The organism is Ruicaihuangia caeni, from assembly GCF_040536845.1.
In the GTDB taxonomy this organism is placed as follows: Bacteria; Actinomycetota; Actinomycetes; order Actinomycetales; family Microbacteriaceae; genus Ruicaihuangia; species Ruicaihuangia caeni.
Map to the genome: position 1 here is coordinate 2094384 of NZ_CP159582.1, position 25252 is coordinate 2119635.

Genomic DNA, 25252 nt, shown 5'->3' on the forward strand with positions numbered 1-25252 from the left:
GGGGAGTGCAATCGTGAATGGCAAGGCTGGAGGAAGCTTGACGCCCAGCGAAGAGAAGCTCAAAGGCTCGGTGGCGGTGGTCACCGGCGGCGAAGGGGGCATCGGCAGCGCCATCGTCGATATGTTCGCGGCCTCGGGGGCAACAGTGGTGTCGGTGGACGCCCTGTCAGAGCCTCGTGCCGATTCCCCGGTCAGGCGTCACGCCGGGGCGCATTACGAGAACGTCGACATCACCCACGAAGCGGCAGTCGCTCGCCTCTTCCAGGAGGTGCGCAACGCTCACGGGCCCGTCGACATCCTGGTCAATTGTGCGGGGATCGTCGGCCCCGCCAAGCAGGCCCATGAGCTGGACGAGGCGGAGTTCGACCTGCTGTTCCAGGTGAACGTCAAGGGCACGTGGCTCGTCACGAAGCATGCTCTGCCGCAGATGATTGCTCTCGGGCGGGGGAGCATCGTCAACTTCTCCTCGATCGCGGGCGTCGTGGGCGGTACCTCGGCGCAAGCGCTCTACCACGCGAGCAAGGGCGCGATCCGAGCGATGAGCAAGGCCGACGCCGTCGCCTACGCGCCGCACGGCATCCGAGTGAACGCCGTCCTGCCCGGTTCCATCGACACGCCCATGAGTCGTGAGACAGCGGCCAAGTTCCCCGGCGGCGCCGAAGCGCACTCGGCGGCGATCATCGGCAAGCATCCCTTGGGTCGCCGTGGAACTCCGGCAGAGATCGCAGCGGGGGTGCTGTACCTCGCATCCAGCGACGCGAGCTTCGTGACCGGGGCTGAGCTCGCGATCGACGGCGGTTACACCGCGCAGTAGCTCGCCACGTCGCGCTGACGCGGGGCGCGTGTTGCACCTCGCTCAGTCGCGCGCCGCGAGCACCTGCTCGACGAACGCGAGCACACTGTCAGTGACGAGGCCTTCCACCCGCTCGGCGTTCCACCCAGACGACTTGCGGGTCGCGAACGAGTGGTCGCCGTCGGGAACCTCAATCACCCGGATGCGTTCGGCTTCGCGAGACTCCGCGGCCACAAGCTCCGCGCTGCCGAACGTGTCGCGACCGCCCTGCAGCACGAGCACCGGCACCACTGGCTGCAGCAGCTCGCTGAGGCGCGACTTCTCCGGTGCGCCGGGCGGGTGCAATGGGAACGCCAGGCACACCACACCGGCGGCACCCGTCTGCGTGGCAGTCCGGCAGGCGACTCTTGCCCCTGCGCTGCGCCCGCCGCAGAGCAGCGGCATCCCGTCAGCCAGCTCGGAGACCACCGGCGACGTCTGCAGCCAGGCGGCGTCGAGCGCTGCTGGGCGCGACCCGATGCGCTTCCCGGCCACCCTCCACGGCTGCTCGTATCGCGCCACCGTCACACCTCGATGAGGAAGGCGACTGGCGAGAGCGGCGAGGTCGCGAGCTTCGATGCCGCCGCCCGCGCCGTGACCGAGCCAGAGTACCGCTCGTTGTTCCGGTGCAATGTCGATCGTGAGGCGCGAGAGGCCATGCTCCGTGGGGATCTCGACGACTGTTCTCTCCCGCCCGCCGATCGCTTCACCGGGGTGCGAGTCGGCAGGGAGCTCTGTTCGAAGGTCGACGCCGGGCTCTTCGGCGGCTCGCGCCGTCACTTGGCGTTCTCGTCGCGCTGATGGATGCCGAACACATTGCCCTCTGTGTCGAGGTAGTACCCCTGCCAGGCCATGCCGGTGATCGCCTGCTTCGGCAGCGCCACTTCGCCGCCCGCGTCCATGATTCGGCGCTCAGCCGAGTCGTAGTCGTCGACACCCATGGTCAAGACTGCGCCGTTCACCGCAGCCCCGGGGCCCGCACCAGGAGCTCCGCGCTGCAGAATCGCGCCGTTGATGCCCGGGCTGCCGTCCGCGCCGGTGATCGCGCCGAGATAGGGCACGCCCGCGACGGGGGTCCAATCTTCGAATGTCCACCCGAACGCTGCTTCATAGAACGCTTGCGCGCGCTGCACGTCGTCGGCATGGATCTCGAAGTGAATCGGTCTGTCCACGCTGCTCTCCTCCTCTTCACTGGTTCACCGCCATCCTTCCCGCCGATGGCTCCGCCTGCACCCCGCGAGTGCGCGAATCGCCTGGGAATCCGGCCAGCGGCCCCTTGCGGGCAGCCTGCGCAGACCTAGCCTGCAGGTGAGTCCGGTCCGCAGCCGGGCGCTTTCTCTGGGAGGAGTTCTCATGGCTCGCAACATCGTGAGGTACAACCCGTTCGCAGAGCTCGATGCGTTGCAGCGGCAGTTCTTCGGCGATGACTTCTTCACCGCCGTTCGGGGAAGCAATATTCCGACCACCGACGTCTACATGGACGGCGATCGACGCTTAGTGGTTGAAGCGCACCTGCCGAATTTCGGCCCCGACGACATCAACATCGATCTCGACGAGGGCGCACTGGTGATCCAGGCCGAGAAGCGGGAGCACGAGGAGGACAAGTCGAAGAAGTACATGGTGCGGGAGAGCAGCAGCAGCTTCTACCGCCGCATCATGCTTCCCGAACGCGCCGATCAAGGGTCGATCGACGCGCACTTCGAGAACGGCGTGCTGAAGGTGACCGTGCCCTTCAAAGAACTGCCGACGCCTCGCAAGATCAGCATCACCTCAGGAGCGTCAGCGGGGTCGAGCGGGTCGACGGACACCGCACAGGGCACCGGCGGAAGCTCCGGCTACAATTCCGGCTCCATGCCGGCCGGTGCGCCCGGCGACGCCGACGAACCGCAGTCCAACATGGGAGGCGCCTGAAGTCGCACGCCGCTGCAGACACCTGAGAGTAGCCGAGCGGATGCCGCAGCCCGAGAGCGGCGTCCGCTCGCAGTTCCAGCGCCAGGCAGGATCAGCCCGAGTAGTGAACGCGCCTGCCAACACGAGAGCCTGTTCATCAACAGGCCCAGAGAGCAAGTCCGACATGACAGTCAGCACCGGCATCCTCGCGCCGGGGTCGATGAGCCTCGTGACGACCATCGACGAACGATTCCAGTCATTCGATATCGCGCTGCCCGAACCGGATGCCGGGGCGTCTACTCCGGGCGCCCAGGTCTCGAGCTCGGCACCCGCATCCACAACAGGTGCTCGGAAGCCCCTCCGCGCATCGAGCCGACGCCCGCCCTCCGCGAGCGCCGGGGTCGCCAACGAACTCGCGGATCGGCGGTTCCGATCGCTCGTGCGGGCGCTATCGCCGATGGTGCTGCAGGTGAGCGGCCCCTCGGCCGCCCGCATCTACGTGCCCCGGCACGATGAGTTCCCGCCGAGGCCACCGCAAGGGTTCGACGCCGTCCTGCCTCGGGAGCTGCAGCCTCAAGTGATCGATTTCGCCGAGTCGATCGGCGCCGACCTCGAGACAATCCAGACACCGCCGATCGGCGATGCCGGACTGGAATCCGCCGAGGAGTTGCTCGATCCGGTCGAGTACGTCGATCGGCTGGGAGCGCTCGCTCGCAGCGGTGTCAGCATCGCCGCGCATCACGCGCTCGCGACTCAGGAGGCGCCGATGCAGACGAGCCTTATCAACGAAGACGATCACACTCCTCGACCCGCGTATTGGGCGGCGCTCCTCTGGCGCAGGCTCATGGGCACCGCGGTGCTCGACTCGGGCTTGCACACCATTGAGGGCCTGCATGTCTACGCTCACGCGCTTCGCGGGCTGCCGGAAGGTGTGGCGGCGCTGGTCGTCAACACCAGCCCGACCATCACACGCAGGCTCGCAGTGCCGATCGATTGCGTGCGGTACACCCTCCGCGCCGATGTCTCGGAGGGAGGAGCGCTGCGTCTGAACGGCCGGTTGCTGAGCCTGAGCAGCGAGGGCTCGCTGCCAAGGCTCACGGGCCTGCCCACTCGCCGGGGTCCACTGATCTTCACGCCGCGCTCGATCACGTTCCTCGCCTGCCCCGATGCCAAACGGGCGCCATCATCGAGGTGAGCCCAGCGCGGGGCATCCCGTGTCGAGCGAGCTCTCGTGTGTGATGCTGAGAGCACGGGGGAGAGTGATGAAGCCGATCGCGAGGCTGCTCGGCAGCCGCAGAATCATGCGACTGTCAGTGCCCTTCTTCCGCGCGGGTCTCGGATTCCTCTTCTGCGGGCGAATCGCGATGATCGAGCACCAGAGCGAGGAAGACGGCCAGGTCCACCGCACCGTGCTCGAGGTGATCGGCTCCGATGCCCCGGGCTCCGTCCTGGTGGTGGCCGGCCCGGGAACCGATTCCCACTGGTGCGAGCACCTCGCAGCTGAGCCGAAATGCTGGATCAGTGTCGGCTTGCAGTACCGGCGCCCGGCGCGAGCCGAAGTCCTCGGCCACCAGGAGAGCCGAGCGCTGCTCGCCGGCCACGCGGCGCGCTACTCGGGCCTTCGGGAGGTCGACCGCCAGGCCTCCGCCGTTGAACGAGGCGGATCTGGCCATGAACCGCGCGTAGTGCGGCTCAGTTGGCAAGCGACGGTACGAACAGGCGCCCCCGCGATCGCCCCGGTGCTCACGCCCGGCGGGTGATTCGCGAGAATAGTCTGGGCGCGCTCGATCACCGTGCTGCCGGGGCCCTGTTCAGCTTTGGGCCGTCGCCAGAGGCCGTAGTTCAAGATTTCTCGCGTCACCGCTGTACCAACGCGAGCGCGTGCAATATCGTGTTGGTACGCTCAGTGAACCAGCTATCCGCTCAGTGAAACGGCTAGCGATCATTGCTAGGTTCGCCGAGCCCCTTGTGCTGGCCCTGCGAGGCCGGCGCCGCGGCTGGTCGACCAGCCACGCAACGACGCGGATTGGAGCAATGGATGACGCGACTGCTGCTGCGCGGAGGTGAAGTGATCACCTCCAACGAACGGTATCTCGCCGACGTGCTCATCGTCGACGGAACCATCGAGGCGATCGGCCGACCTGGCCAGTGGGACATCGACGACGCCGACGAGACTGTCGACGCCGACGGCTGCCTCCTGCTCCCGGGCGGAGTCGACACGCACACGCACCTCGAGTACGTGGTCGCGAGCGGCAAGACCCGCACCGCCGACGACTTCCAGAGCGGCACGATCGCCGCCGCCTGCGGTGGCACGACCACCATCGTCGACTTCGTGCGTCCCCCGCAAGGCGTAGGGGTGTACGACGCCTTCCAGCAGCGCCGAGCAGCGGCGGCGGCCTCCTGTGTCGTCGACTTCGGCTTCCACCCGATCGTGCCCGCGACCGCCGGCGATGACGACTCCTTCGACCAGCTGGTGCGACTCGCGCGCGAGGAGGGTGCGACCAGCTGGAAGTTCTTCATGGCGTACCCGGGCTCGATGGTCGATGACGACGTGCTCATCCGCGGATTCCGGCTCGCCCGCGAGAACGGTGTGCTGCCCATGGTGCACGCCGAGAACGGGCACATGGTCGCCGACGCGATCGCCTCGCTCATCGAGGACGAGCGCTTCGAAGAGCACAACCACCTGTTCGGGCACCCGGCCTCCGCCGAGCAGGAAGCGGTCAACCGCGCCATCATGCTCGCCGAGCACGCCGAGAGCCCGCTCTTCATCGTGCACGTCTCGGCGTCGGATGCCGCAGCGGAGATCGCGCGGCACCAGGCTCGTGGTGTCGAGGTCATGGCGGAGACCTGCCCCCAGTACCTGGTCACGGGGTACGAGGACTACCGCGATCTGGGGTTCGGGGCCGCGGGGTACATCTGCTCGCCTCCCATCCGCGAGCGCGCCAATCAGGAGCGGCTCTGGCACGCCGTCGAACAGGGCACCATCTCGACGATCGGCACCGACCACGCAGCGTTCACACTCGCTCAGCCCGAGGGACTGCCGCCGCAGAAGGCAGTCGGACGCGGCCACTTCCCGTCGGTCCCCAACGGGGTGCCGGGCGTCGAGGAACGCCTCATGGTCATGTACGAGACCGGTGTGATGAGCGGTCGGCTCTCCATCCACGAGTTCGTCGATCTCACCGCCACGCGGCCGGCACAGCTCTTCGGCCTGGCGCCGCGCAAGGGTTCGATCGCGCCCGGAGCGGATGCCGACATCGTGGTCTGGGATCCGAATGCGTCGCGCACCCTCGGCGTCGACACGCTGCACAGTCGCTCCGACTACTCGCTCTACGAGGGCATGACGGTCTCCGGCTCGCCGAGACTCGTCTTCTCGCGGGGCGAGCTCATCGCCCGTGACGGCGAGCCGGTCGAGCCGCGCCCCGGTCGCGGGGAGTATCTGCCACGGCAACGGTTCGGCACTGAGGCAAGCGGTTGGAGAGCCGCGCACGCCGTCGGCTGAAACCCCGCAAGTCTCGCACTCGCACCGAGTGCTCCATCGAACTGCTTCATCGAACACCGCACCATCGCACACGACAAGTTAGGACGCTCCACTCATGCGCATGCCCCTCGGGATCCACCTCGGCGAACGCTTCACCCTCGATGAGACCTGGGCGGCCGCCGACATCGCCGAAGAGTACGGTTTCGACTCGCTCTGGGTCGCCGAAGGCCGTCTCACCCGCGATGCGATCGGCATCATGGCGCTGCTCGCCGACCGCACGAAGAACGTGCGCATCGGCTCGGGCGTCGTGAACAACAAGACGCGCAATGCAGCGCTCATGGCCGTGACGTTCAAGACGCTCGACGAGATCGCACCGGGCCGGATCATCCTCGGACTCGGCGCCTGGTGGGAGCCGCTCGCGACGAAGGTCGGTGAGCCGCTGCGCAAACCCGTCGCGTCGATGCGCGAGTACATCACGGTGCTGCAGTCGTTCTTCCGCAACGAGGAAGTGACGTTCGACGGCGAATTCGTGCATATGGACGGCGTGCGATTCGACCGCATGTACGCCGAGAACGTCGCCGTCGACATCCCGATCTACGCGGGGGCGGTCGGACCGCGGATGCTGGAGCTCGCCGGCGAGATCATGGACGGCGTCTACCTCGACTTCCTCCTGCCGGTGTCATACGTCGACTTCGCCAATGAAGCGATCGGCAAGGGTCTCGCGAAGCGCACCGACGGCAAGGACGCCATCGACATCACCCAGACCATCGCCGTGGCGGTCGACGACGACGACCCGCGCCAGGCGATCGACGCCTGCAAGAACTTCCTCACGATGTACCTCATGCAGCAGCCGCACATCGCAGAGCACGCCGGGGTCGACCCCGAGCTGGTCCAGCGCATTCAAGAGGTGGCCGGCTGGCCCGCGACGCCCGAAGACATCAAGCGCGCCATGGTCCTGCTGCCCGACGAGGCCGTGCACCGGGTGAGCGCGGCCGGTTCGAGCGCGCAGGTCGCGGCGAAGCTCGAGGAGTACCACGCCGCCGGCGTGCGGGTGCCGGTGCTGAACCCGCTCGGCGAGCGCAAGCTCGACACGATCGCGAGCTTGGCTCGCATCTTCAAGTAGTCTCGCCGAAGGAAAGGAGCAGCATCGTGGCAGGCGACCTCGGTCTCGTGCAGAAGACCGTGCACATCGTGCGCATCATCGCGTCGAATGCGCAGGGCATCGGTCTTTCAGATCTCTCGCGTGACTCAGGGATCTCGAAGGCGACCTGCCACCGCATCCTCTCCGCGCTCGAGCGAGAGGGGTGGCTGGTCTCCGACGCAGAAACCCGACGCGTGCGCCTCTCGCTCGACCTGGCCTTCATGATCGACGGGCTGCGCACCGACGGCTCTGTGCTCGAGTACACGAAAGAGGTGCTGCGCGAGCTCACGGAGGCGACTCGCGAGACCTCCGGGCTCGACCGGCTCTCGGGCGCCTCAGTCGTGGTGCTCGCGCAGGTGCCAGGCCCGCACATCATCGGTCATGCGCCCCGCCCGGTGCCCCGAACGCTGAACGCCTGGCGCACATCGACCGGCCGAGCGCTGCTCGCCTGGAACGACGCGGAGCCGCTCAAGGAGACCATCGAAGCCGATCTGAGCACGCCGCCTGCGACCCGGTTCCACTCCTTCGACGAAGTGCGCGCCGAACTCGAGCAGGTGCGGATCCGCGGCTACGCGTACACGCGCGACGAACTCGAAGACGGATTGACCGCTGTGGCGGCGCCAGTGCGTGTGGGCGACCAAGTGCCGTACGCGGTCTGGATCAGCGGCCCGAGCTATCGCGTCACCGAGGATGTGCTCCCAGTGGTCGCGGAATCGGTGATGGATGCTGCGAACCGCCTCGGACGGCTGCTCTCGACCGGAAGCGGCGTCTCGCTCGGCATGACGAATCCGGTGTTCGCCGGCTGATCGTCAGCCGCCACGCTGTACCGCGGACCACCCGGCGTTCGTGCGCCACAGCACGCCTGTGGGGCAGGAGCTCGACCGAGTCCGGCCGTTTCGCACGCTCTCCACAGGCGCTGCCCGGGCTTTCGCGCCAGGGTCTACGACGCCTTGGTGAACGCCTGACGGCACCTGCCCGAACGCGACGGAAACACAAGTTCGAAAAATTTCCGGCCTGCCGTAGACGTATCACTGAATGAACCGCTATTTTACTGAGTGAACCAACACCAATGAAGGATGAGGTTGCAGTGGCGTTGAGAGAATCACTCGCATACGCGGAGACGCCGACCCGCGCAGTCGCCACCAACGCGGCGAAGGCGAAGCAGCGCCAGCCGCGCCGTGTGAGCAGACAGATCGCCCGCAGCGCTGCGGTCGTCGTCGGAATCCTCGTCGGAGCAGTGGCGCTCTGGGAGGGCTACAAGGCGATGGGCCAGCTCACGGGAGACGTGATCCCGTTCACGAGCATTCCGCTGCCCGTGTCGTCGTCGGACTACGCGATGCCGCACACCTGGGTCATCTTCGACGCACTCATGCAGCCGGCGAACGCGGGCGCCACCCAGTCGCTGCTGCTGTACTACCTCGACCAGACCAGCGTGACGCTCCGCGAAGCAGGCTATGGCCTCGTCATCGGAGCCCTCATCGGCGTGGTGCTCGCGGTCGCGCTGCGCGAGGTGCAGTTCCTCACTCGCGGCGTGCTGCCCTGGCTCGTGATCTCCCAGACCATCCCGCTCGTGGCGCTCGCACCGATCATCGTGGTCTGGGCGGGCAGCGCCGGGATGCCGAGCTGGATCGCCGTCACCGTCATCGCCGCGTACCTCGCGTTCTTCCCGGTGACCGTGAACATGCTCACCGGACTGAACGCCATCGACCCGATCCATGACGAGTTCATGCAGTCGATCAACGCTCCGCGGTGGTTCACGCTGCTGTTCGTCCGGTTCCCAACGGCGCTCCCGAACCTCTTCACCGGGTTGCGACTCGCCGCGACCGCGTCGGTGATCGGCGCAATCGTCGGTGAACTCTCCGCCGGCACCGGGCTCGGCATCGGCCGCGCGATCCTCACGGCCGCCTACTACTACTCCAACGCCCCAGAAAACCTATTCGCCGCGGTGCTGATCGCCTCGCTCGCCGGTGTCGTATTCGTGCAGGTGATCACGATCGTCGAGGCGATCGCGCTCAGGAAGAGGACCAACTGATGACTATCAACACCCCGGTCACCGATGCCCGGCCCGCGATCTCCCTGCGGAACGTCACGAAGACCTTCGACGCGGGCGGCGGACTCGTGCACGCGCTGGACGACATCGATCTCGACATCGCGCCAGGAGCGTTCGTCTCGCTCCTCGGACCGTCGGGCTGCGGAAAGAGCACCCTGCTTCGCGTCATCGGCGACCTGGTCAAGCCGACCGAGGGCGTCGTCGAGGTCAACGGGCGCAGCGCGGACGCCGCGCGAAAGGCCCGCGAGTACGGCATGGCCTTCCAGGCGCCCGGCCTCATGGACTGGCGCACCATCCGTCGCAACATCGAGTTGCCCCTGCAGGTGCAGGGCGTGCCGCGCAACGAGCGCCGCGCCCGCGCCGAGGAGATGCTCGAACTCGTGCGACTCACCGGCTTCGAGAACCACCGGCCCCGTCAGCTCTCGGGCGGCATGCAGCAGCGCGTCGCGATCGCGCGTGCGCTCGCGTTCCAGCCGAAGCTGCTCCTCATGGACGAGCCGCTGGGCGCGCTCGACGAGATGAACCGCGAGTACCTGCAGCGCGAGCTGCTCCGCATCTGGCGCAGCACAGGAACGACCATCGTGTTCGTCACGCACAGCGTGTCGGAGGCGGTGTTCCTCTCGACCGAGGTCGTCGTCATGTCGCCGCGTCCGGGACGCATCGCCGACCGCATCCCGATCGACCTGCCCTACCCGCGGACCGACGAGACCCGCATGACCGAGGAGTTCTACCACGCGGAGTCCCGGGTTCGCACAGCGCTGCACTCCGTGCTCGAACCGGTGCAGGTGGGCTGATGACTCAGCTCAGCGTCGCCGCACCCGTGCGGCTCAGCATCCGCGGCAACGTCGTTCGGGCGGTGTACCCGGCGGTGCTCGTGGGTGCGGTCATCCTGATCGCGTGGGAGCTGGCCGTGCACCTGTTCAACATCCAGCCGTACCTGCTGCCCGCTCCCAGCGCGATCGTCGCGGAGTTCGGGAAGAGCTTCTCGACGATCGCATCCGCAGCACAGATCACCACGATCGCCGTCATCGGTGGCGCGCTGCTCGGCGCGGCGACCGGGGTCATCGCGGCCTTCATCGTCGCGCTGTTCGAGAAGTTCGCGAACACAGTGCTCGTGCTCGTCGCGATCCTCAGCTGCGCGCCCGTGGTCGCGCTCGCCCCGATCTTCAACGCCTGGTTCGGCGCGACGAGCCTGATGTCGAAGATCGCGGTGGCCGCGATCATGGTGTTCTTCCCCGTCATGGTCGCCACCACCAAGGGCCTGCTCTCGGTGCACCCGCTGCACCGAGAGCTCATGGAGTCGCTCTCCGCGAGCCGGTTCCAGCTCATGGTGTGGGTCCGCATTCCCGGCGCGGTGCCGTCGCTCTTCGATGGCATGCGCGTGGGCGCGACGCTCTCGGTGATCGGCATCATCGTCGCCGAGTACTTCGGCGGCACGGCGAACGCGCTGGGCGTGCTGATCGCCAACAGCGCCGCGCTGTCGCAGTTCCCCCTCACGTGGGCCGCGGTCGCCGCCGCAAGCCTGCTCGGGCTCGTCGTCTACGGGGCCGTCATGCTCATCGAACGGCTCGTGGCGCCCTGGCGCTTCACGCCGGCCAGCCGATAGCACCGGCATCCGTCGCACGACGAACCCACCCCGCAAGTCCCTTCACCCCGCAAGACCCTTCACCCCACCAATCAACCCAGGAGAACCAATGCGATTCACCACTCTTGCGAAGCGCGCCGCGGCACTCGCTGTCGGTACGGCGCTCTTCGCATCACTGGCCGCCTGCAGCGGCATGGACAGCAACAACTCGGCCGCGCCGGTCAACGAAGACTGTGAGCAGACCGACAAGGTCACCGTCGTACTGCAGTGGGTGACCCAGGCCCAGTTCGCCGGCTACTTCGCCGCGCAGGACCAGGGCTTCTACGCCGACCAGTGCCTCGACGTGACGGTGCAGGAGGGCGGCACCAACGTTGTTCCCCAGCAGGTGCTGGCCTCGGGCAACGCACAGTTCGCGGTGAGCCACGTCACCAAGAGCATGGCCTCGCGCCAGGAGGGCGCCGACGTCGTGAACATCGGCCAGGTCTTCCAACGCGGCGCGTACCTGCAGGTCGCCTGGGCCGACTCGGGCATCGAGAGCCTCGAAGACCTCAAGGGCACCACGATGGGCAGCTGGGGCGGCGGCAACGACCTCACCCTGTTCTCGGCGCTTCGCGCATCCGGAGTCGAGCCGACGACCGACCTCAACATCGTGCAGCAGCCCTTCGACATGGCCATGCTGCTGAACCGCGAGGCCGACAGCGTGCAGGCGAAGACCTACAACGAGTTCGCGCAGCTGCTCGAGACGGCCAACCCCGCCACCGGCGAGCTCTACCAGCCGGAGGACTTCAGCGTGCTCAACCTGCAGGACCTGGGCTTCCAGAGCCTCGAAGACGGCATCTACGCCCGTGGCGAGTGGCTCGCCGAAGACGGCAACGAAGACATCGCCACGCGGTTCCTCGCTGCCAGCTACGAGGGCTGGATCTACTGCCGCGACAACGCCGATGCCTGTGTCGACCTGGTCGTGTCGAAGGGATCCGCCCTTGGCAAGAGCCACCAGGCCTGGATGATGAACGAGGTCAACGCGCTGATCTGGCCGAGCCCCGAGGGAATCGGGCACCTCGACGCGGCCGAGTGGGACAAGACCATCGAGATCGCCATGGCCGGCGAGGTGCTGAACTCGGCACCGGACGCCGACGCCTACCGCACCGACCTCAGTGAGGCCGCACTCGAGATCCTCAACGACAAGGGCCTCGACGTGACCGGTGAGAACTGGAAGCCCGCCAGGGTCGGGCTCAACGAGGGCGGCAAGTAAGCCGCCCTCGGGTGCCCGCCGGTCACGCGGCCGGCGGGCACCCGCCCCAGCCACCCCCTGCGAATCGGAGAGAGACATGACAACGAGCACCGCGTTCACCATCGCGTGTGCCCAGACCGACCCGGTGATCGGCGACCTGAACGCCAATCGCGAAATGACGGTCGCAGCGATTCACGAGGCCGCCGATGGCGGTGCGAAGCTCGTGGTGCTCCCCGAGTGCGCGACGGGCGGCTGGGCCTTCACCGGCATGGACGAGTCACTCGCGGCCGCCGAGAGCGTCGACGACGGCCCGACCATCGCCGCATGGAAGGCCGCTGCGCGCGAGCGCGAGATCTGGGTCTGCGGCGGCTTCGGCGAACTGGCCGACGACACCGTCTACAACAGCGCCGTGCTCATCAGCCCCAACGGCGTCGAATCGGTCTACCGCAAGGTGCACCTCTGGAACACCGAGAACAACGCCTTCACGCCCGGCAACCTCGGGTTCCCAGTCGTCGACACCCCGCTCGGCCGAATCGGCATGATCATCTGCTACGACGCCTGGTTCCCCGAGAGCATGCGAAGCTGCGCACTGCAGGGCGCCGATCTCGTGCTGGCGCCGAGCGACTGGGTGCCGAACCCCGGCCAGCAGGCGATGCCCTCGCTCGCCAACATGATGACGATCGCCGGCGCCCACTCGAACCAGGTCTACGTCGCCGCAGCGAGCAGGGTCGGCGTCGAGCGCGGCCAGCGCTTCATCGGTGAGAGCGTCATCGCGGGACACGACGGCTGGCTGCTCGCCGGACCCGCAGCCGCCCACGAGGCGATCATCTTCGCGGAGATCGACCCGATCGGGTCGCGCCAGGAGCGCCGCGACAACATCTTCAACCGTCCTCTCGGCGATCGTCGCCCCGAGGCATACGCGCAAGGCTAGTAAGGAGCAGTGCAGTGAGCATCACAGTGCGCAAGATCGTGCGGCATAGGGAAGAGACTGTGCGGGAGATGGGCCAGGACCTCACCTCGACGCACGTCGTGGCGTGGGTGGCCGCCGTCATCGAGAACCCGTACCCGGAGGGGTACGTGCAAGACCTCGTGACCACGGCCGACGAGATCGGTCAGGAGATCGGTGCGCTGCTCGGACCCTCCGTCGTCGAACTGCTCGGCGAGCCTGTCGAGGCATTCGGCAAGGCGGCGCTCGTAGGTCTTGACGGTGAGGTCGAGCACGGCTCGGCGCTCATCCACAATCTGCGCTTCGGCAACGAGTTCCGTGACGCCGCAGGCGGCACCGAGCTGCTGCCCGCCGCCGAAAAAGTCGGCGCGACCGGGAGTGCGATTGATGTGCCGATCAAACACAAGCTCGACGCGAAGACCCGTTCGCACCACCAGACGATCACCATCGTGATCCCTGATGCGCCCCGTCCGCGCGAGATCGTCGTCGCCTGCGTCGCGAGCAACGCCGGCCGCCCGCTGGCTCGCCTCGCCACGTTCGGCGCCGAGGTCGCAGAGGTCTCGGCATGACCCTCATCGGCGAGCCGGCCACCGCGTCCAGCAACAGCACGTGGAGCACCGAGCGCATCATCGAATCGGATATGCGCTACGTCATCCGCTCGTGGTCGCAGCAGGGCAAGCCCGCCCAGGCCGCCATCGCTCGCGGCGAGGGCAGCTGGTTCTGGGACACGGACGGGAAGAAGTACCTCGACTTCCAGTCGCAGCTCGTGAACATGAACCTCGGCCACCAGCACCCCCGCCTGGTCGAGGCGATCGTGCGCCAGGTTCGTGAGATGGCGTACATGGGCCCCGGGTTCGCCGTTCAGGTGCGCGCGGAACTCGGCGAGCTGATCGCCGAGATCGCCCCCGGCGACCTGAGCATGAGCTTCTTCACCACCGGCGGCGCCGAGGCGAACGAGAACGCGGTGCGCCTCGCGCAGCACGTCACCGGGCGACCGAAGGTCATGGCGCGGTACCGCTCGTACCACGGAGCGACGGCCGGGGCGCTCAGCCTCACCGGCGACCCGCGGCACCACCACAACGGGCCCGGCGTGCCCGGCGTCGTGCGGTTCCACGACCCGTACACCTACCGCACGCCCTCGGGCCAGGAGCCCGAGAACTGCCCGGTGTGCCAGGGAGCGCCCCACCTCGAAGAGGTGCTGCAGTACGAGGACCCGAACACGATCGCGGCGATCATCGTCGAAACCGTGACCGGCACCAACGGCCTCATCGTGCCGCCCGACGGGTACCTGCAGTCCGTGCGCGAGGTCGCCGACAAGTACGGCATCTTCCTGATCACCGACGAGGTCATGGCCGGCTACGGTCGCACCGGCGAATGGTTCGCCTTCAACCACTGGGGCATCGTTCCCGACATCGTGACGAGCGCCAAGGGCCTCAACTCGGGATACGTGCCGCTCGGTGCGATGACCGTCGGCGATCGCGCCCGTCAGTGGCTCAACCAGAACAAGTTCTGGGGCGGCCAGACGTACGCCGGTCACCCGCTCGCCTGCGCGAGCGCGCTCGAGTCGCTCAAGATCATGCAGGACGAGCACATCCTCGAGAACGTGCGCACGCAGGGCGCCCGGCTCGACGCCGGTCTCCGCAAGCTCGCCGAGCGCCACCAGATCATGGGCGATGTCAGAGGCAAGGGGCTCTTCTACGGCGTCGAGTTCGTCACCGACCGCGCGACCCGCGAACCGCTCGTGCCGTTCGGTGCTGCCGGCGCGGCCGCGGCGCCGATGCAGCGCATGGTCGCCGAGGCCTGGGAGAAGGGCCTCTATCTGAGCGCGAACAACAATGTGCTGCGGTTGACCCCGCCCCTGATCATCACCGAAGACGAGATCGACTTCGCTCTCGAGATTCTCGATGATGTCATCGGTGCGGCGAACGCGCGAGTGCACGGTCCCGCATCGCAGTGAGTGAAAGGAATGCTGTGAAAGCCGCAGCCGTACAACTGACCGTCGGCCACACCCGTGAGGAGGCCATCGACCTCGCCGAGGAACTGATCCGCGAGGCCGCCGGCCAAGGCGCGAGCCTCGTGGTGCTGCCGGAACTCTTCGCTGTGCCCTTCGTGCAGCCCGAGCCCGACCCCGAATACTTCGTCTACGCAGAAGGCCTCGAGGACGGCCCGTCGAACTCGATGGTGCGCCGCGTCTCGGATGAACTCGGCATCACGATCGTCTCCTCGATCTTCGAGGGCCGCTCGACGCCAGGCGTGTACGGAAACACGGCCGCCACGTATGTCAAGGGCGAGCTCAAGCAGGTGTACCGCAAGTCGCACCTGCCGTTCTCGAACGGCTTCCCGGAGAAGTACTACTTCCGCCCTGGTGATGAAGCCCCGTCGGCCGTCGACACCACGGTCGGCCGGGTGGGCACCATCATCTGCTACGAACGCCACTTCCCAGAGCTCGGCCGCGCGGTCGCCCTCGACGGCGGCATCGTGCTGAGCGTCCCGGTCGCGTGCGCGAGCGCACCCATGAAAGAGGTGTTCCAGCTCGAACTGCGCGCCCAAGCGGTCGCCAACGGGTTCTACGTCGTGTGCGCTAACCGCTCGGGACTCGAGATCGTGAAGGACTACTTCGGCACCAGCGCCGTGTACGGCCCGAACGGCGAAGTGCTCGACCAGATCGACGACGGCGCCGGCATCGCCATCGCCGAGATCGATCCCGAACTGGTGGCGCGCACGCGCCGCACTCGTCCCTTCCTGCGCGATCGGCGACCGGACATGTACCCGTCGCTCGTGCTCGACGCGGCGAGCTGAGCCGCGCCGGCCGGCTTCGCGACCAACGGAGAGGCCGGTGCATATCGACGGGCGGATGCCGCAGACACGACTCTGCGGCATCCGCCCGCTCTCTCGCTAGGCTGTGCGCGAGTCCCATCGACGGGACGGAGCAGGAGCCGCAATGTCCGAGCTGTCTCGCAGCCCGCTGCACGCGCTGCACGAGGCCGCCGGTGCCCAGTTCACCGAGTTCGCCGGGTGGAGCATGCCGCTCCGGTTCGGCTCTGAGCTCGCCGAGCATCGGGCGGTGCGCGAGACGGCCGGCATCTTCGACCTCTCTCACATGGGCCAACTGCGGGCGGTCGGTCCGGATGCCGGGCGCATGCTCGATCACGCACTCGCCGGCCGCATCTCGCAGCTCGAGCCCGGCAGAGCGAAGTACACGCTGCTGCTCGCACCTGACGGCGGCATCCTCGACGATCTCATCGTCTATGCCCAGGCCGCTGATGACTTCCTCATCGTCGCGAACGCGTCAAACCGCGGCACCGTCTCTGCCGAGCTGTCCCAACGCGCGCGAGACTTCGAAGTCGTCGTCCGCGACGAGTCCGAAGACGCCGCCCTCATCGCCGTGCAGGGGCCGGCTTCACGCGCCGTGCTCGGAGCCGTCACCGGGCTCGATGCGGCGCGGCTCGACGACCTGCGCTCGTACCGGGCGGCATCCATTCCGTTCGGCGATGGCGAGCTCTTCGCGGCTCGCACGGGCTACACGGGCGAAGACGGCTTCGAACTGTACATGCCGGCCGAAGACGCCGAGAGAGTCTGGACGGCCATCACGGATGCCGGTGAACCGCTCGGGCTGGTGCGCTGCGGTCTCGCGGCCCGCGACAGCCTGCGCCTTGAGGCGGGGATGCCGCTTTACGGGCACGAGCTCACTCGCGAGGTGCTGCCGCAGCAGGCCGGGCTCGATCGAGTCGTCGCACTCGACAAGCCCGGGGGATTCGTGGGCGACGAGGCCGTGCGAAAGGGGCCGCCGGAAGGCGCTCGCGTGCTCGTCGGGCTGCACGTCGAGGGGCGGCGGGCCGCCCGTGCCGGTTCCCCGGTGCGCCACGGCGACCGCGAGATCGGAGAAGTCACCTCCGGAATGCTCTCGCCGACGCTCGGCATGGCGATCGCGCTCGCCTATGTCGACCCGCGGTTCGCGGTGACAGGCACGAACCTTGAAGTCGGCATTCGCTCCTCGCTCGCCGCAGCCTCCGTGTGCGAGCTCCCGTTCTACCGCAGAAAGGCCGCAGCATGAGCAACCCCGATGACCTGCGCTACACCGCTCAGCACGAGTGGCTCCGCATCGAGGGCGACGAGGTGACGATCGGCATCACCGACTACGCCGCCGAGCAACTGGGCGATGTCGTCTTCGTCGAGCTTCCCGAGATCGGCGCACGCGTCGAGCGCGGGGCGGTCGTCGCCGAGGTCGAGTCGACGAAGTCGGTGGGCGAGGTGTACGCCCCGGCCGCGGGCGAGGTCGTCGCCCGTCATGACGACGTCGTCGACGCGCCTGAGAGCATCAACGGCGACGCATTCGAGGCGTGGCTCTTCAGATTGCGAGTGGACGATCCTGCCTCGCTCGAAGGCTCCGGGCTGCTTGACCGAAAGCAGTACCTCGCGCAATTGGGCGGCTGAACGCATGGCGGTGCCCTTCGAAGACCGTCACATCGGCATCGACCCCGACGCCGAACGCCGGATGCTGCACGCCGTCCGCTACGACTCGGTGCAGGCGCTCATGGACGCCGCGGTGCCTGCCTCGATTCGAAGCGCACCGTCCCGGTCGCACATCCCAGCGGGCACCGAGAGCGAGGTGCTCGCCGAGCTGCGGCTGCTCGCCGAGCACAACACCGTGCGACGCTCGCTCATCGGCCTCGGCTACTACGGCACCGTCACCCCTGCCGTGATCCAGCGCAACGTGCTCGAGAACCCCTCCTGGTACACCGCCTACACGCCCTACCAGCCCGAGATCTCCCAGGGCCGCCTCGAGGCGCTGCTGAACTTCCAGACCATGGTCGCCGACCTCACGGGCCTCGCGATCGCGAACGCCTCCATGCTCGATGAGGCCACCGCAGTCGCCGAGGGCATGCTGCTCGCGCGCCGTGCCTCGAAGACGGCCAGCGATGTCTTCGTGGTGGATGCCGACGCGCTGCCGCAGACAACGGCCGTGCTGAAGACGAGGGCAGCGCCGGTCGGCATCCGGCTGGTCGAACTCGACCTCGCCGCGACCGACGCCGACGACCTGCCCGAGGCGTTCGGAGTGTTCGTGCAATACCCCGGCGCATCCGGGCGAGTGTGGAACCCCGCCGACATCATCGCGAACGTGCAGTCCCGAGGCGCGCTCGCGGTCGTTGCGGCCGACCTGCTCGCGCTGACGATGCTCACATCGCCGGGAGAGCTCGGTGCCGACATCGCGGTCGGCGCGACGCAGCGCTTCGGCGTGCCGATGGGGTTCGGCGGTCCGCATGCCGGCTACATGGCCGTGCGAGCCGGGCTCGAGCGTCAGCTGCCCGGCCGCCTGGTCGGAGTATCGCGCGACGCCGACGGCGACCCCGCCTATCGACTCAGCCTGCAGGTGCGCGAGCAGCACATCCGACGCGAGAAGGCCACCTCGAACATCTGCACCTCGCAAGTGCTGCTCGCCGTCATGGCATCGTCATACGCGGTGTATCACGGTCCTGACGGCCTGCGAGGCATCGCCGAGGCGGTTCATCGGCAGGCGACAGGGATCGCCGCGAGGCTCGCAAAGGCCGGGCACGAAGTGGTGCACGACGCGTTCTTCGACACGCTGCGCGTTCGAGTGCCCGGCCGTGCCCGCGCGATCACGGCGGCAGCGTTGGAGCGAGACCTGCTGCTGCTCGAGGTCGACGACGACACGGTCGGCATGAGCTTCGACGAACACACCCTCGAACGGTTGCCAGGCAGCGATGTCGAGGCGGCGCTCGCCGAGGTGTTCGACCTCGACGAAGGCTGGGCCATCGCGCTCGACAGCGCGATCCCCGAGGGTCTGCGCCGCACGAGCGAGTACCTCACGCATCCCGTCTTCTCATCGCATCGGAGCGAGACCGCGCTCATGCGCTATCTCAAGCGGCTTGCCGATAAGGACTACGCGCTCGACCGGGGCATGATTCCGCTCGGCTCCTGCACCATGAAGCTCAACGCCGCCACCGAGATGGCAGCGATCAGCTGGCCCGAGTTCGCCGGCCTGCACCCGTTCGCGCCTGTCGCCGACGTCGAAGGCTCGCTCATCCTCACCAGCCACCTCGAGCAATGGCTTGCGATGCTGACCGGCTACGACACCGTGTCGCTGCAGCCCAATGCCGGCAGTCAGGGCGAGCTTGCCGGGTTGCTCGCGATCCGGGGCTACCACCGCTCGCGCGGCGATGAGCAGCGCGACGTGTGCCTCATCCCGTCGAGCGCCCACGGCACCAACGCCGCCTCAGCGGTGCTGGCCGGCATGCGCGTGGTGGTCGTCGCCTGCGATGAGCTCGGCAACGTCGACCTCGCCGACGTGCGGGCGAAGATCGCCGAGCATGTCGAGCGCCTCGCAGTGCTCATGGTGACCTACCCCTCCACGCACGGGGTGTACGAGCACGACATCAGGGAGATCGCGGATGCCGTGCACGAAGCGGGCGGGCAGGTGTACGTCGACGGGGCGAACCTCAACGCGCTGCTCGGCCATGCGCGCTTCGGCGACTTCGGCGGCGATGTCTCGCACCTCAACCTGCACAAGACGTTCTGCATCCCGCACGGGGGTGGGGGCCCTGGAGTGGGCCCGGTCGCTGCGAAGGCGCACCTTGCGCGCTTCTTGCCGGGGCACCCTCTGGCGCAGAGCGCACAGCATCCGGCCTTCGACATGCGCACCGGAACGGTCGGCGCGTTCCGGCACGGAGCAGGGCCTGTGTCGGCCGCCCCCTATGGAAGCCCTTCGATACTGCCGATCAGCTGGGCGTATGTGCGATTGATGGGCACCGAGGGCCTCGCCCGGGCGACCGGCGCAGCCGTGCTCGCAGCGAACTACATCGCCTCGCGACTGCGACATGAGTATCCGATCCTCTACACCGGCGAGCACGGCCTCGTCGCGCACGAGTGCATCCTCGACCTTCGGCCGCTGCGGGTGGCGACGGGCATCACCAACGACGATGTGGCGAAGCGGCTGATCGACTACGGCTTCCACGCTCCGACCATGTCGTTCCCGGTCGCCGGAACGCTCATGGTCGAGCCGACCGAGAGCGAAGACCTCGCGGAGCTCGACCGCTTCATCGACGCGATGCTCAGGATCAAGCGGGAGGCTGAGCGCGTGGGTTCGGGGGAGTGGCCGCGCGACGACAACCCGCTGGTGAACGCGCCCCACACGGCATCCGCTCTGCTCCGCGAAGACTGGCGGCACCCGTACTCGCGCGAAGAAGCCGCGTACCCGGCCCAGTTCGACCGCAGCGGGGAAGTGCGAGCGAACGCTGTGCAGTCGAAGTACTGGCCCCCGGTGCGTCGGGTCGACCAGGCGTGGGGCGACCGCAACCTTCAGTGCGCCTGTCCGCCGCCAGAAGCGTTCGCCTGAGGCGTTCGCTCCCGCAGTCAGGGAAGGAGTCGCCGACGCCTGAAACGGCGATGCGTCAGGAAGGAAGACCGAACAGGTCGGGGAAGGTCGCGGCGGCCCACGGATAGCCGATGAAGATCGCGGCATCGAGCAGCACATGGGCGATCACGAACGGCAGCAGCCGCCCGGTGCGCTGGTAGAGCCACCCGAAGAGCAGTCCCATGGCGAAGTTGCCGATGAAGGCGCCGAAGCCCTGGTACACGTGGTACGTCGCCCTGAGCGTCGCGCTCGTGAACACGATCGCCCACGAGCCCCAGCCGAGGTCCCGCAATCGGGCGAAGAGGTACCCGATCGCGATCACCTCCTCGACCACGCCCGCCTTCACAGCGGCAAGCACCAGCACCGGCACCGTCCACCAGTGCTGATCCAGCGCGGTGGGAACCACGGTCGTCGTGAGCCCGAGGGCCTTGCCGCCCAGATACACGAACAATCCCGGCACGCCGATGGCGAGTGCGAGCCCCGCACCGCTGATGGAGTCCCGCATCGGATGGCGGGGATCGATGCCCAGTCGGCCGAGCCGCGGTCGCGTCGATGACCAGAGCAGCAGCACGACGAGTGCGACCGGCACGAGGTCGAAGACGATGCCGAGCACCTGATAGATGAGGTCGAAGACTTCGCGATCGCTCAGCGAGCGGTTGATCGTGGCCGTCTGCCCCGACAGCGGTGTCGGCAGCGTGAGCCGGTAGGCGATCGACACCACGGCATATACCGCCGAGGCGCCGAGTGAGAGGCCCAGCACGATCAGCAGCTCGGCCCAGATCCGTCGTCGGCTGGATGCTGTGGTGTCGGCCTCGAAGGCGCGGATGCCGTGCCGCGAGCGTTCTTTCATCGCTTTGATGCTACGGGGCCGCGACGTGATGCTTCCATGCGCCACCGGTAATGGTTCTGCACGATTCGTGCAGAACTCGGCGATTCTCACAGGGATTCGCGGTGGCAGCGCACAAAATTCCTGAATCGGTTTCCACTCCATAACGTTTGAGTCATACGGTGTGGCGTTGGTGGTCCGATCTGTCTAGGGTCGGAGCCGAGCACGCAGCGGCGCGATTGTGCAATGCGCGTGCATACCTGCACAGGAGGAAAATTGAGATTCACGCGCATCGCGACGGCGGGGGCCGTCGTCGCCGCTGGAGCTCTCGTCCTCAGCGGCTGCACGCAGCCGTATGAGTCCGAGGTCGTCGAAGGCACCGAGATCACCATCGCCTACAACGAGAGCTTCTTCCACTTCAACGATGACAGTGGCGCCGGCAACAACACCGCGAACGGCAACGTCAAGTACATGGTCGACACCATGTTCTACTACTACGACGACGAGCCGAAGGTCGTCCGGAACACCGATTTCGGAACGTACGAGAAGACCAGCGATGACCCGCTGACCGTCGAGTACGAGATTAACGAAGGCGTGGTCTGGTCCGACGGCGTTCCCGTGAGCGGTGCCGACCTCCTGCTGCAGTGGGCGGCGATGTCGGGCAATGTCGAATCGGATGTCGCATTCGCGCCCGCCACCACCTCCGGACTGAGCCTGGTGACGGAGATCCCGGAGATCTCCGATCGTGGCATCACCCTCGTCTATGACGAGCCCTTCGTCGACTGGGAGCTCGCCTTCGATGTCGGCGTCTCTGCGCACGGCACCTACGCGCTCGCCTTCCCGGAGGAGTACGCCGACGTCCAGTCCGCTTGGGACGCCTACTCGGCATCCGGCGAGGAAGACGACTTCAAGTCGTACAGCGACGCCGCCAAGGCATTCGCCGAGGACGCCACGGATGCCGTCGTGACCGCGATCCAGGACGGCGACACCGCGACGATCGGTGCCCTCGCCAAGGCTTGGAACGAGGACTACGCCTACACGACGATGCCCGACAACCCGGCGAAGTTCCTGTCGAACGGTCCCTACGTGATCGACGAGATCGCTGAGGACGACTACATCACCCTCGCCGCGAACCCCCTGTTCACCTGGGGCCCGTCGCCGCACTTCGAGAAGATCACGATCCGCACGATCGCCGACTCGACCGCGGCTCTGCAGGCGCTGCAGAACGGTGAGCTCGATGTGTGGACCGGTCAGCCGACCGCTGACACCCTCGAGATCGCCAAGGGCATCGACGGCGCGCAGATCGAGCAGCGCCAGGAGGCCTCGTACGAGCACCTCGACCTGACGTTCAACAACGGCGGTCCCTTCGACCCGGCCACGTACGGCGGCGACAAGGACAAGGCCCAGAAGGTGCGCGAGGCGTTCCTGCTGACCGTGCCGCGTCAGGAAATCGTCGACAAGATCATCAAGCCGCTCGACCCTGAGGCCGAGGTCCGCAACTCGCAGATGATCATCCCGGGTGTCGAGGGCTACGACAAGATGGTCGAGGAGAACGGCTCCGCGACCTACGCCGAGGTCGACATCGAGAAGGCCAAGTCGCTGCTCGCAGAGGCCGGCGTCACCACGCCGATCGACGTGAAGTTCTGGTACCCGGAGGGCAACGTCCGCCGTGGCCAGGAGTTCGAGCTCATCGCAGCATCGGCTGCGCTCGCGGGCTTCAACGTCATCGACGACAGTGAGCCGAACTGGGAGTTCACCGACCCGTCGATCCACGCGATCAACCCGCACGACGTCGCGATCTTCGCGTGGCAGTCGGAGAGCCTGGCGATCTCCGGATCCGACCAGATCTTCGGCACCTACACCGACCCGCTGCTCAAGGGCGGCAACTACAACGGGTACTCGAACCCGGCGGTCGATGAGGGGCTCAAGGAGCTCGAGACGCTCACCGAGCCCGAGGACCAGCTCGCGGCGCAGATCAAGATCGAGCAGGCGCTGTGGGGCGACGCCTACGGCCTGACGATCTTCCAGTTCCCGGGTCTGCTCGTGTGGAGCGCCAACGTCGAGGGCGTATCGGCTATGCCGCTGAGCCCGACGTACCTGTGGAACTTCTGGGAGTGGACGCCGACCAAGGCCGGCGCGTAACCCCAGGCGCACGGGGCGCCCGCCCCGTGCGTTCCACCCGCGGGGGTTCCGGAATCGATTCCGGGACCCCCGCGTGCGTGAGCGTCGACGTGTGATTCCGTCGACGCGACGCTGACCCGGCGCGGCGCGGACGCTCCTGCAGCCGGGCCCTTGATACTCTGCGGCGACAACGAGGTTCGCCGAACGACCGAGAGGTGTCGTGTGCTGTCATTCGTGGTGAGGCGGCTGCTGGCCACCGTGCTGGTGCTCGTAGCGGCGTCATTCGTGGTGTACAACCTGACGGCCAACTACGGCGATCCGCTTGCCGATCTGAAGGGCAGCAAAGCGCCGAACCGGCAGGAGCTGATCGATCAGCGCATCGAGATGCTGAACCTGAACGAGCCGTCGATCGTGCGGTACGTGTACTGGCTCGGCGGGGCAGCGAAGTGCCTCATCGGCCAGTGCGACCTCGGCCAGTCGTACATCAGGGGCAACCAGCCGGTCACCGAGGCGCTCGCCTCGGCCGCCGGCTCCACCATTCAGCTGATCACTGTCTCGACGATCGTCGCGATCGTGTTCGGCGTGGCGGTCGGCATGATCACCGCGCTCCGCCAGTACAGCGGATTCGACTACACGGTCACGTTCTTCACCTTCGTGCTCTACTCGCTCCCCGTGTTCTGGGTCGCCGTGCTCCTCAAGGAGTTCGGCGCCATACGGTTCAACGACTTCATGGCGAATCCCGCGATTCCATGGTGGGGCTACGCCATCGTGGGTCTCATATTCGGCGTCACCCTCATGAGCATCGTGGGCGGCCCCTCGCGAACGCGGCTGCTCTCGTTCGGCATCGGCGCGGTGGCGAGCGTCGGCATCCTGCTGGTCCTCGTGCTCACCGGATGGTTCCAACGACCGACCGTCGGGATCATCGGCATCCTCATCACGGGCGCCGCCATCACCGTGGTGGTGAGCCTGCTGTCGACCGGTCTGAAGAATCGTCGCGCGCTCATGGCGGCGGGCGCCACCGTGGTCGTCTGGGCTGCGCTCTGGCAGCCGCTGCAGTTCCTCTTCTTCTACGTGCCGCAGTACTGGGTGCTCCTGGTGCTCGCGATCGTCGCGATCGGCATCGGCGTGCTCTCGGGCATGGTCTTCGGTCGCGACGACAAGCGCGAGCTCGCGCGCACGGCCGCGATCGTCTCAGTGCTGACCTACCTCGTCGTTGTGGTCGACCGGGTGCTGCTCGTGTTCCCCGACTACACGCAGCGCATCCCCCTCAAGAACGGCATCATCGCCACGATCGGCGCGACCACGCCGGGTCTGCGCGGCGACATCTGGTTCCAGATGCTCGACAGCTTCGCGCACCTCCTGCTGCCGACCATCGCACTGACGCTCATCTCGTTCGCGGCCTACACGCGGTACGCCCGTTCGAGCCTGCTCGAGGTCATGAACCTCGACTATGTGCGCACGGCGCGCGCCAAGGGGCTCACCGAGCGCACGGTGATCATGCGCCACGCATTCCGCAACGCGATGATCCCCATCGCGACCATCGTCGCGCTCGACATCGGAGCGCTCATCGGCGGCGCGGTCATCACCGAAGAGGTCTTCGCGTGGCAGGGCATGGGGCAGCTCTTCGTCCAAGGGCTCGACCACACCGACGTGAACCTGGTGATGGGCTTCTTCCTGCTCACCGGCGTGGTCGCCGTCATCTTCAACATCCTCGCCGACATCGTGTATGCGGCCCTCGACCCACGGATCCGGGTGAGCTGACATGGCCAGAACCGACCGC

Annotated in this window: 23 protein-coding genes; 20 read left to right on the forward strand and 3 right to left on the reverse strand. The window is 67.3% G+C overall.

All coding sequences use genetic code 11. The features are described 5' to 3' along the window. Positions 1-37 precede the first annotated feature (37 nt). The gene (locus ABV606_RS09785) at positions 38-814 is read left to right on the forward strand and encodes an SDR family NAD(P)-dependent oxidoreductase (protein ID WP_353987548.1); all 777 of its coding nucleotides are present in this window, start codon (positions 38-40) and stop codon (positions 812-814) included. Between the two features lie 42 nt (positions 815-856). Here ABV606_RS09785 and ABV606_RS09790 read toward each other — a convergent pair whose 3' ends face one another. After that, entirely contained in the window at positions 857-1612 is a 756-nt protein-coding gene (locus tag ABV606_RS09790; protein ID WP_353987549.1) for an alpha/beta hydrolase family protein, read from the reverse strand. After that, complete coding sequence (locus tag ABV606_RS09795; protein WP_353987550.1) at positions 1609-2004, reverse strand: VOC family protein; 396 nt, start codon at positions 2002-2004, stop codon at positions 1609-1611. Before ABV606_RS09795 ends, ABV606_RS09790 begins: the two co-directional genes overlap by 4 nt. Positions 2005-2185: 181 nt before the next feature. On the opposite strand from ABV606_RS09795, the gene ABV606_RS09800 reads away from it, so the two are divergent. The 17 genes from ABV606_RS09800 (at position 2186) to gcvP (ending at position 20507) form a co-directional block, all read left to right on the forward strand. Then, positions 2186-2743: an Hsp20/alpha crystallin family protein gene (locus tag ABV606_RS09800; protein WP_353987551.1), complete on the forward strand. Its 558-nt coding sequence runs from the start codon at positions 2186-2188 to the stop codon at positions 2741-2743. Positions 2744-2906: 163 nt separating this feature from the next. Continuing rightward, entirely contained in the window at positions 2907-3917 is a 1011-nt protein-coding gene (locus ABV606_RS09805) for a hypothetical protein (RefSeq protein WP_353987552.1), read from the forward strand. A 67-nt stretch (positions 3918-3984) separates the two neighbouring features. Then, on the forward strand, positions 3985-4482 hold the full coding sequence (locus ABV606_RS09810) for a hypothetical protein (protein ID WP_353987553.1): 498 nt from the start codon (positions 3985-3987) through the stop codon (positions 4480-4482). Between the two features lie 278 nt (positions 4483-4760). Further along, complete coding sequence (gene hydA / locus ABV606_RS09815) at positions 4761-6221, forward strand: dihydropyrimidinase (protein ID WP_353987554.1); 1461 nt, start codon at positions 4761-4763, stop codon at positions 6219-6221. 100 nt (positions 6222-6321) lie between these two features. Continuing rightward, positions 6322-7323: an LLM class flavin-dependent oxidoreductase gene (locus ABV606_RS09820; protein ID WP_353987555.1), complete on the forward strand. Its 1002-nt coding sequence runs from the start codon at positions 6322-6324 to the stop codon at positions 7321-7323. A gap of 26 nt (positions 7324-7349) precedes the next feature. Then, on the forward strand, positions 7350-8147 hold the full coding sequence (locus tag ABV606_RS09825; RefSeq protein WP_353987556.1) for an IclR family transcriptional regulator: 798 nt from the start codon (positions 7350-7352) through the stop codon (positions 8145-8147). A gap of 281 nt (positions 8148-8428) precedes the next feature. Then, the gene (locus ABV606_RS09830) at positions 8429-9373 is read left to right on the forward strand and encodes an ABC transporter permease (protein ID WP_353987557.1); all 945 of its coding nucleotides are present in this window, start codon (positions 8429-8431) and stop codon (positions 9371-9373) included. After that, positions 9373-10185: an ABC transporter ATP-binding protein gene (locus tag ABV606_RS09835; RefSeq protein WP_353987558.1), complete on the forward strand. Its 813-nt coding sequence runs from the start codon at positions 9373-9375 to the stop codon at positions 10183-10185. The genes ABV606_RS09830 and ABV606_RS09835 overlap by 1 nt, the downstream gene beginning before the upstream one ends. Next, positions 10185-10997 carry an ABC transporter permease gene (locus ABV606_RS09840; protein ID WP_281489427.1) on the forward strand — a complete coding sequence of 271 codons (813 nt, stop codon included), beginning with the start codon at positions 10185-10187 and terminating at the stop codon, positions 10995-10997. Before ABV606_RS09835 ends, ABV606_RS09840 begins: the two co-directional genes overlap by 1 nt. 88 nt (positions 10998-11085) lie before the next feature. Beyond that, positions 11086-12228 (forward strand): ABC transporter substrate-binding protein, encoded by a 1143-nt coding sequence (locus ABV606_RS09845; protein ID WP_353987559.1) that lies wholly within the window; start codon positions 11086-11088, stop codon positions 12226-12228. Positions 12229-12304: 76 nt separating this feature from the next. Continuing rightward, a complete protein-coding gene (locus ABV606_RS09850) occupies positions 12305-13138 on the forward strand; it encodes a nitrilase-related carbon-nitrogen hydrolase (RefSeq protein WP_353987561.1) in 834 nt (277 codons plus the stop codon). Positions 13139-13152: 14 nt separating this feature from the next. Further along, on the forward strand, positions 13153-13722 hold the full coding sequence (locus ABV606_RS09855; RefSeq protein ID WP_353987562.1) for an amino acid synthesis family protein: 570 nt from the start codon (positions 13153-13155) through the stop codon (positions 13720-13722). Continuing rightward, on the forward strand, positions 13719-15110 hold the full coding sequence (locus ABV606_RS09860; protein ID WP_353987564.1) for an aminotransferase class III-fold pyridoxal phosphate-dependent enzyme: 1392 nt from the start codon (positions 13719-13721) through the stop codon (positions 15108-15110). Before ABV606_RS09855 ends, ABV606_RS09860 begins: the two co-directional genes overlap by 4 nt. A gap of 14 nt (positions 15111-15124) precedes the next feature. After that, entirely contained in the window at positions 15125-15952 is an 828-nt protein-coding gene (locus ABV606_RS09865; protein ID WP_353987566.1) for a nitrilase-related carbon-nitrogen hydrolase, read from the forward strand. A gap of 142 nt (positions 15953-16094) precedes the next feature. Further along, on the forward strand, positions 16095-17207 hold the full coding sequence (gene gcvT / locus ABV606_RS09870; RefSeq protein WP_353987568.1) for a glycine cleavage system aminomethyltransferase GcvT: 1113 nt from the start codon (positions 16095-16097) through the stop codon (positions 17205-17207). Further along, positions 17204-17587, forward strand: coding sequence for a glycine cleavage system protein GcvH (gene gcvH, locus ABV606_RS09875; RefSeq protein ID WP_353987570.1), 384 nt, complete (start codon positions 17204-17206; stop codon positions 17585-17587). The genes gcvT and gcvH overlap by 4 nt, the downstream gene beginning before the upstream one ends. A 4-nt stretch (positions 17588-17591) precedes the next feature. Continuing rightward, a complete protein-coding gene (gene gcvP / locus ABV606_RS09880) occupies positions 17592-20507 on the forward strand; it encodes an aminomethyl-transferring glycine dehydrogenase (protein ID WP_353988812.1) in 2916 nt (971 codons plus the stop codon). A 55-nt stretch (positions 20508-20562) separates the two neighbouring features. Here the strand turns inward: gcvP and ABV606_RS09885 are convergent, their stop codons facing one another. Further along, positions 20563-21375: a CPBP family intramembrane glutamic endopeptidase gene (locus ABV606_RS09885; RefSeq protein ID WP_353987572.1), complete on the reverse strand. Its 813-nt coding sequence runs from the start codon at positions 21373-21375 to the stop codon at positions 20563-20565. A 252-nt stretch (positions 21376-21627) separates the two neighbouring features. On the opposite strand from ABV606_RS09885, the gene ABV606_RS09890 reads away from it, so the two are divergent. Together ABV606_RS09890 and ABV606_RS09895 are read left to right on the forward strand one after the other, a co-directional pair. Next, positions 21628-23493, forward strand: a complete 1866-nt coding sequence (locus tag ABV606_RS09890) for an ABC transporter family substrate-binding protein (RefSeq protein WP_353987574.1) — start codon at positions 21628-21630, stop codon at positions 23491-23493. 201 nt (positions 23494-23694) lie between these two features. Continuing rightward, on the forward strand, positions 23695-25233 hold the full coding sequence (locus tag ABV606_RS09895) for an ABC transporter permease (protein WP_281489437.1): 1539 nt from the start codon (positions 23695-23697) through the stop codon (positions 25231-25233). The last annotated feature ends 19 nt before the right edge of the window (positions 25234-25252 follow it).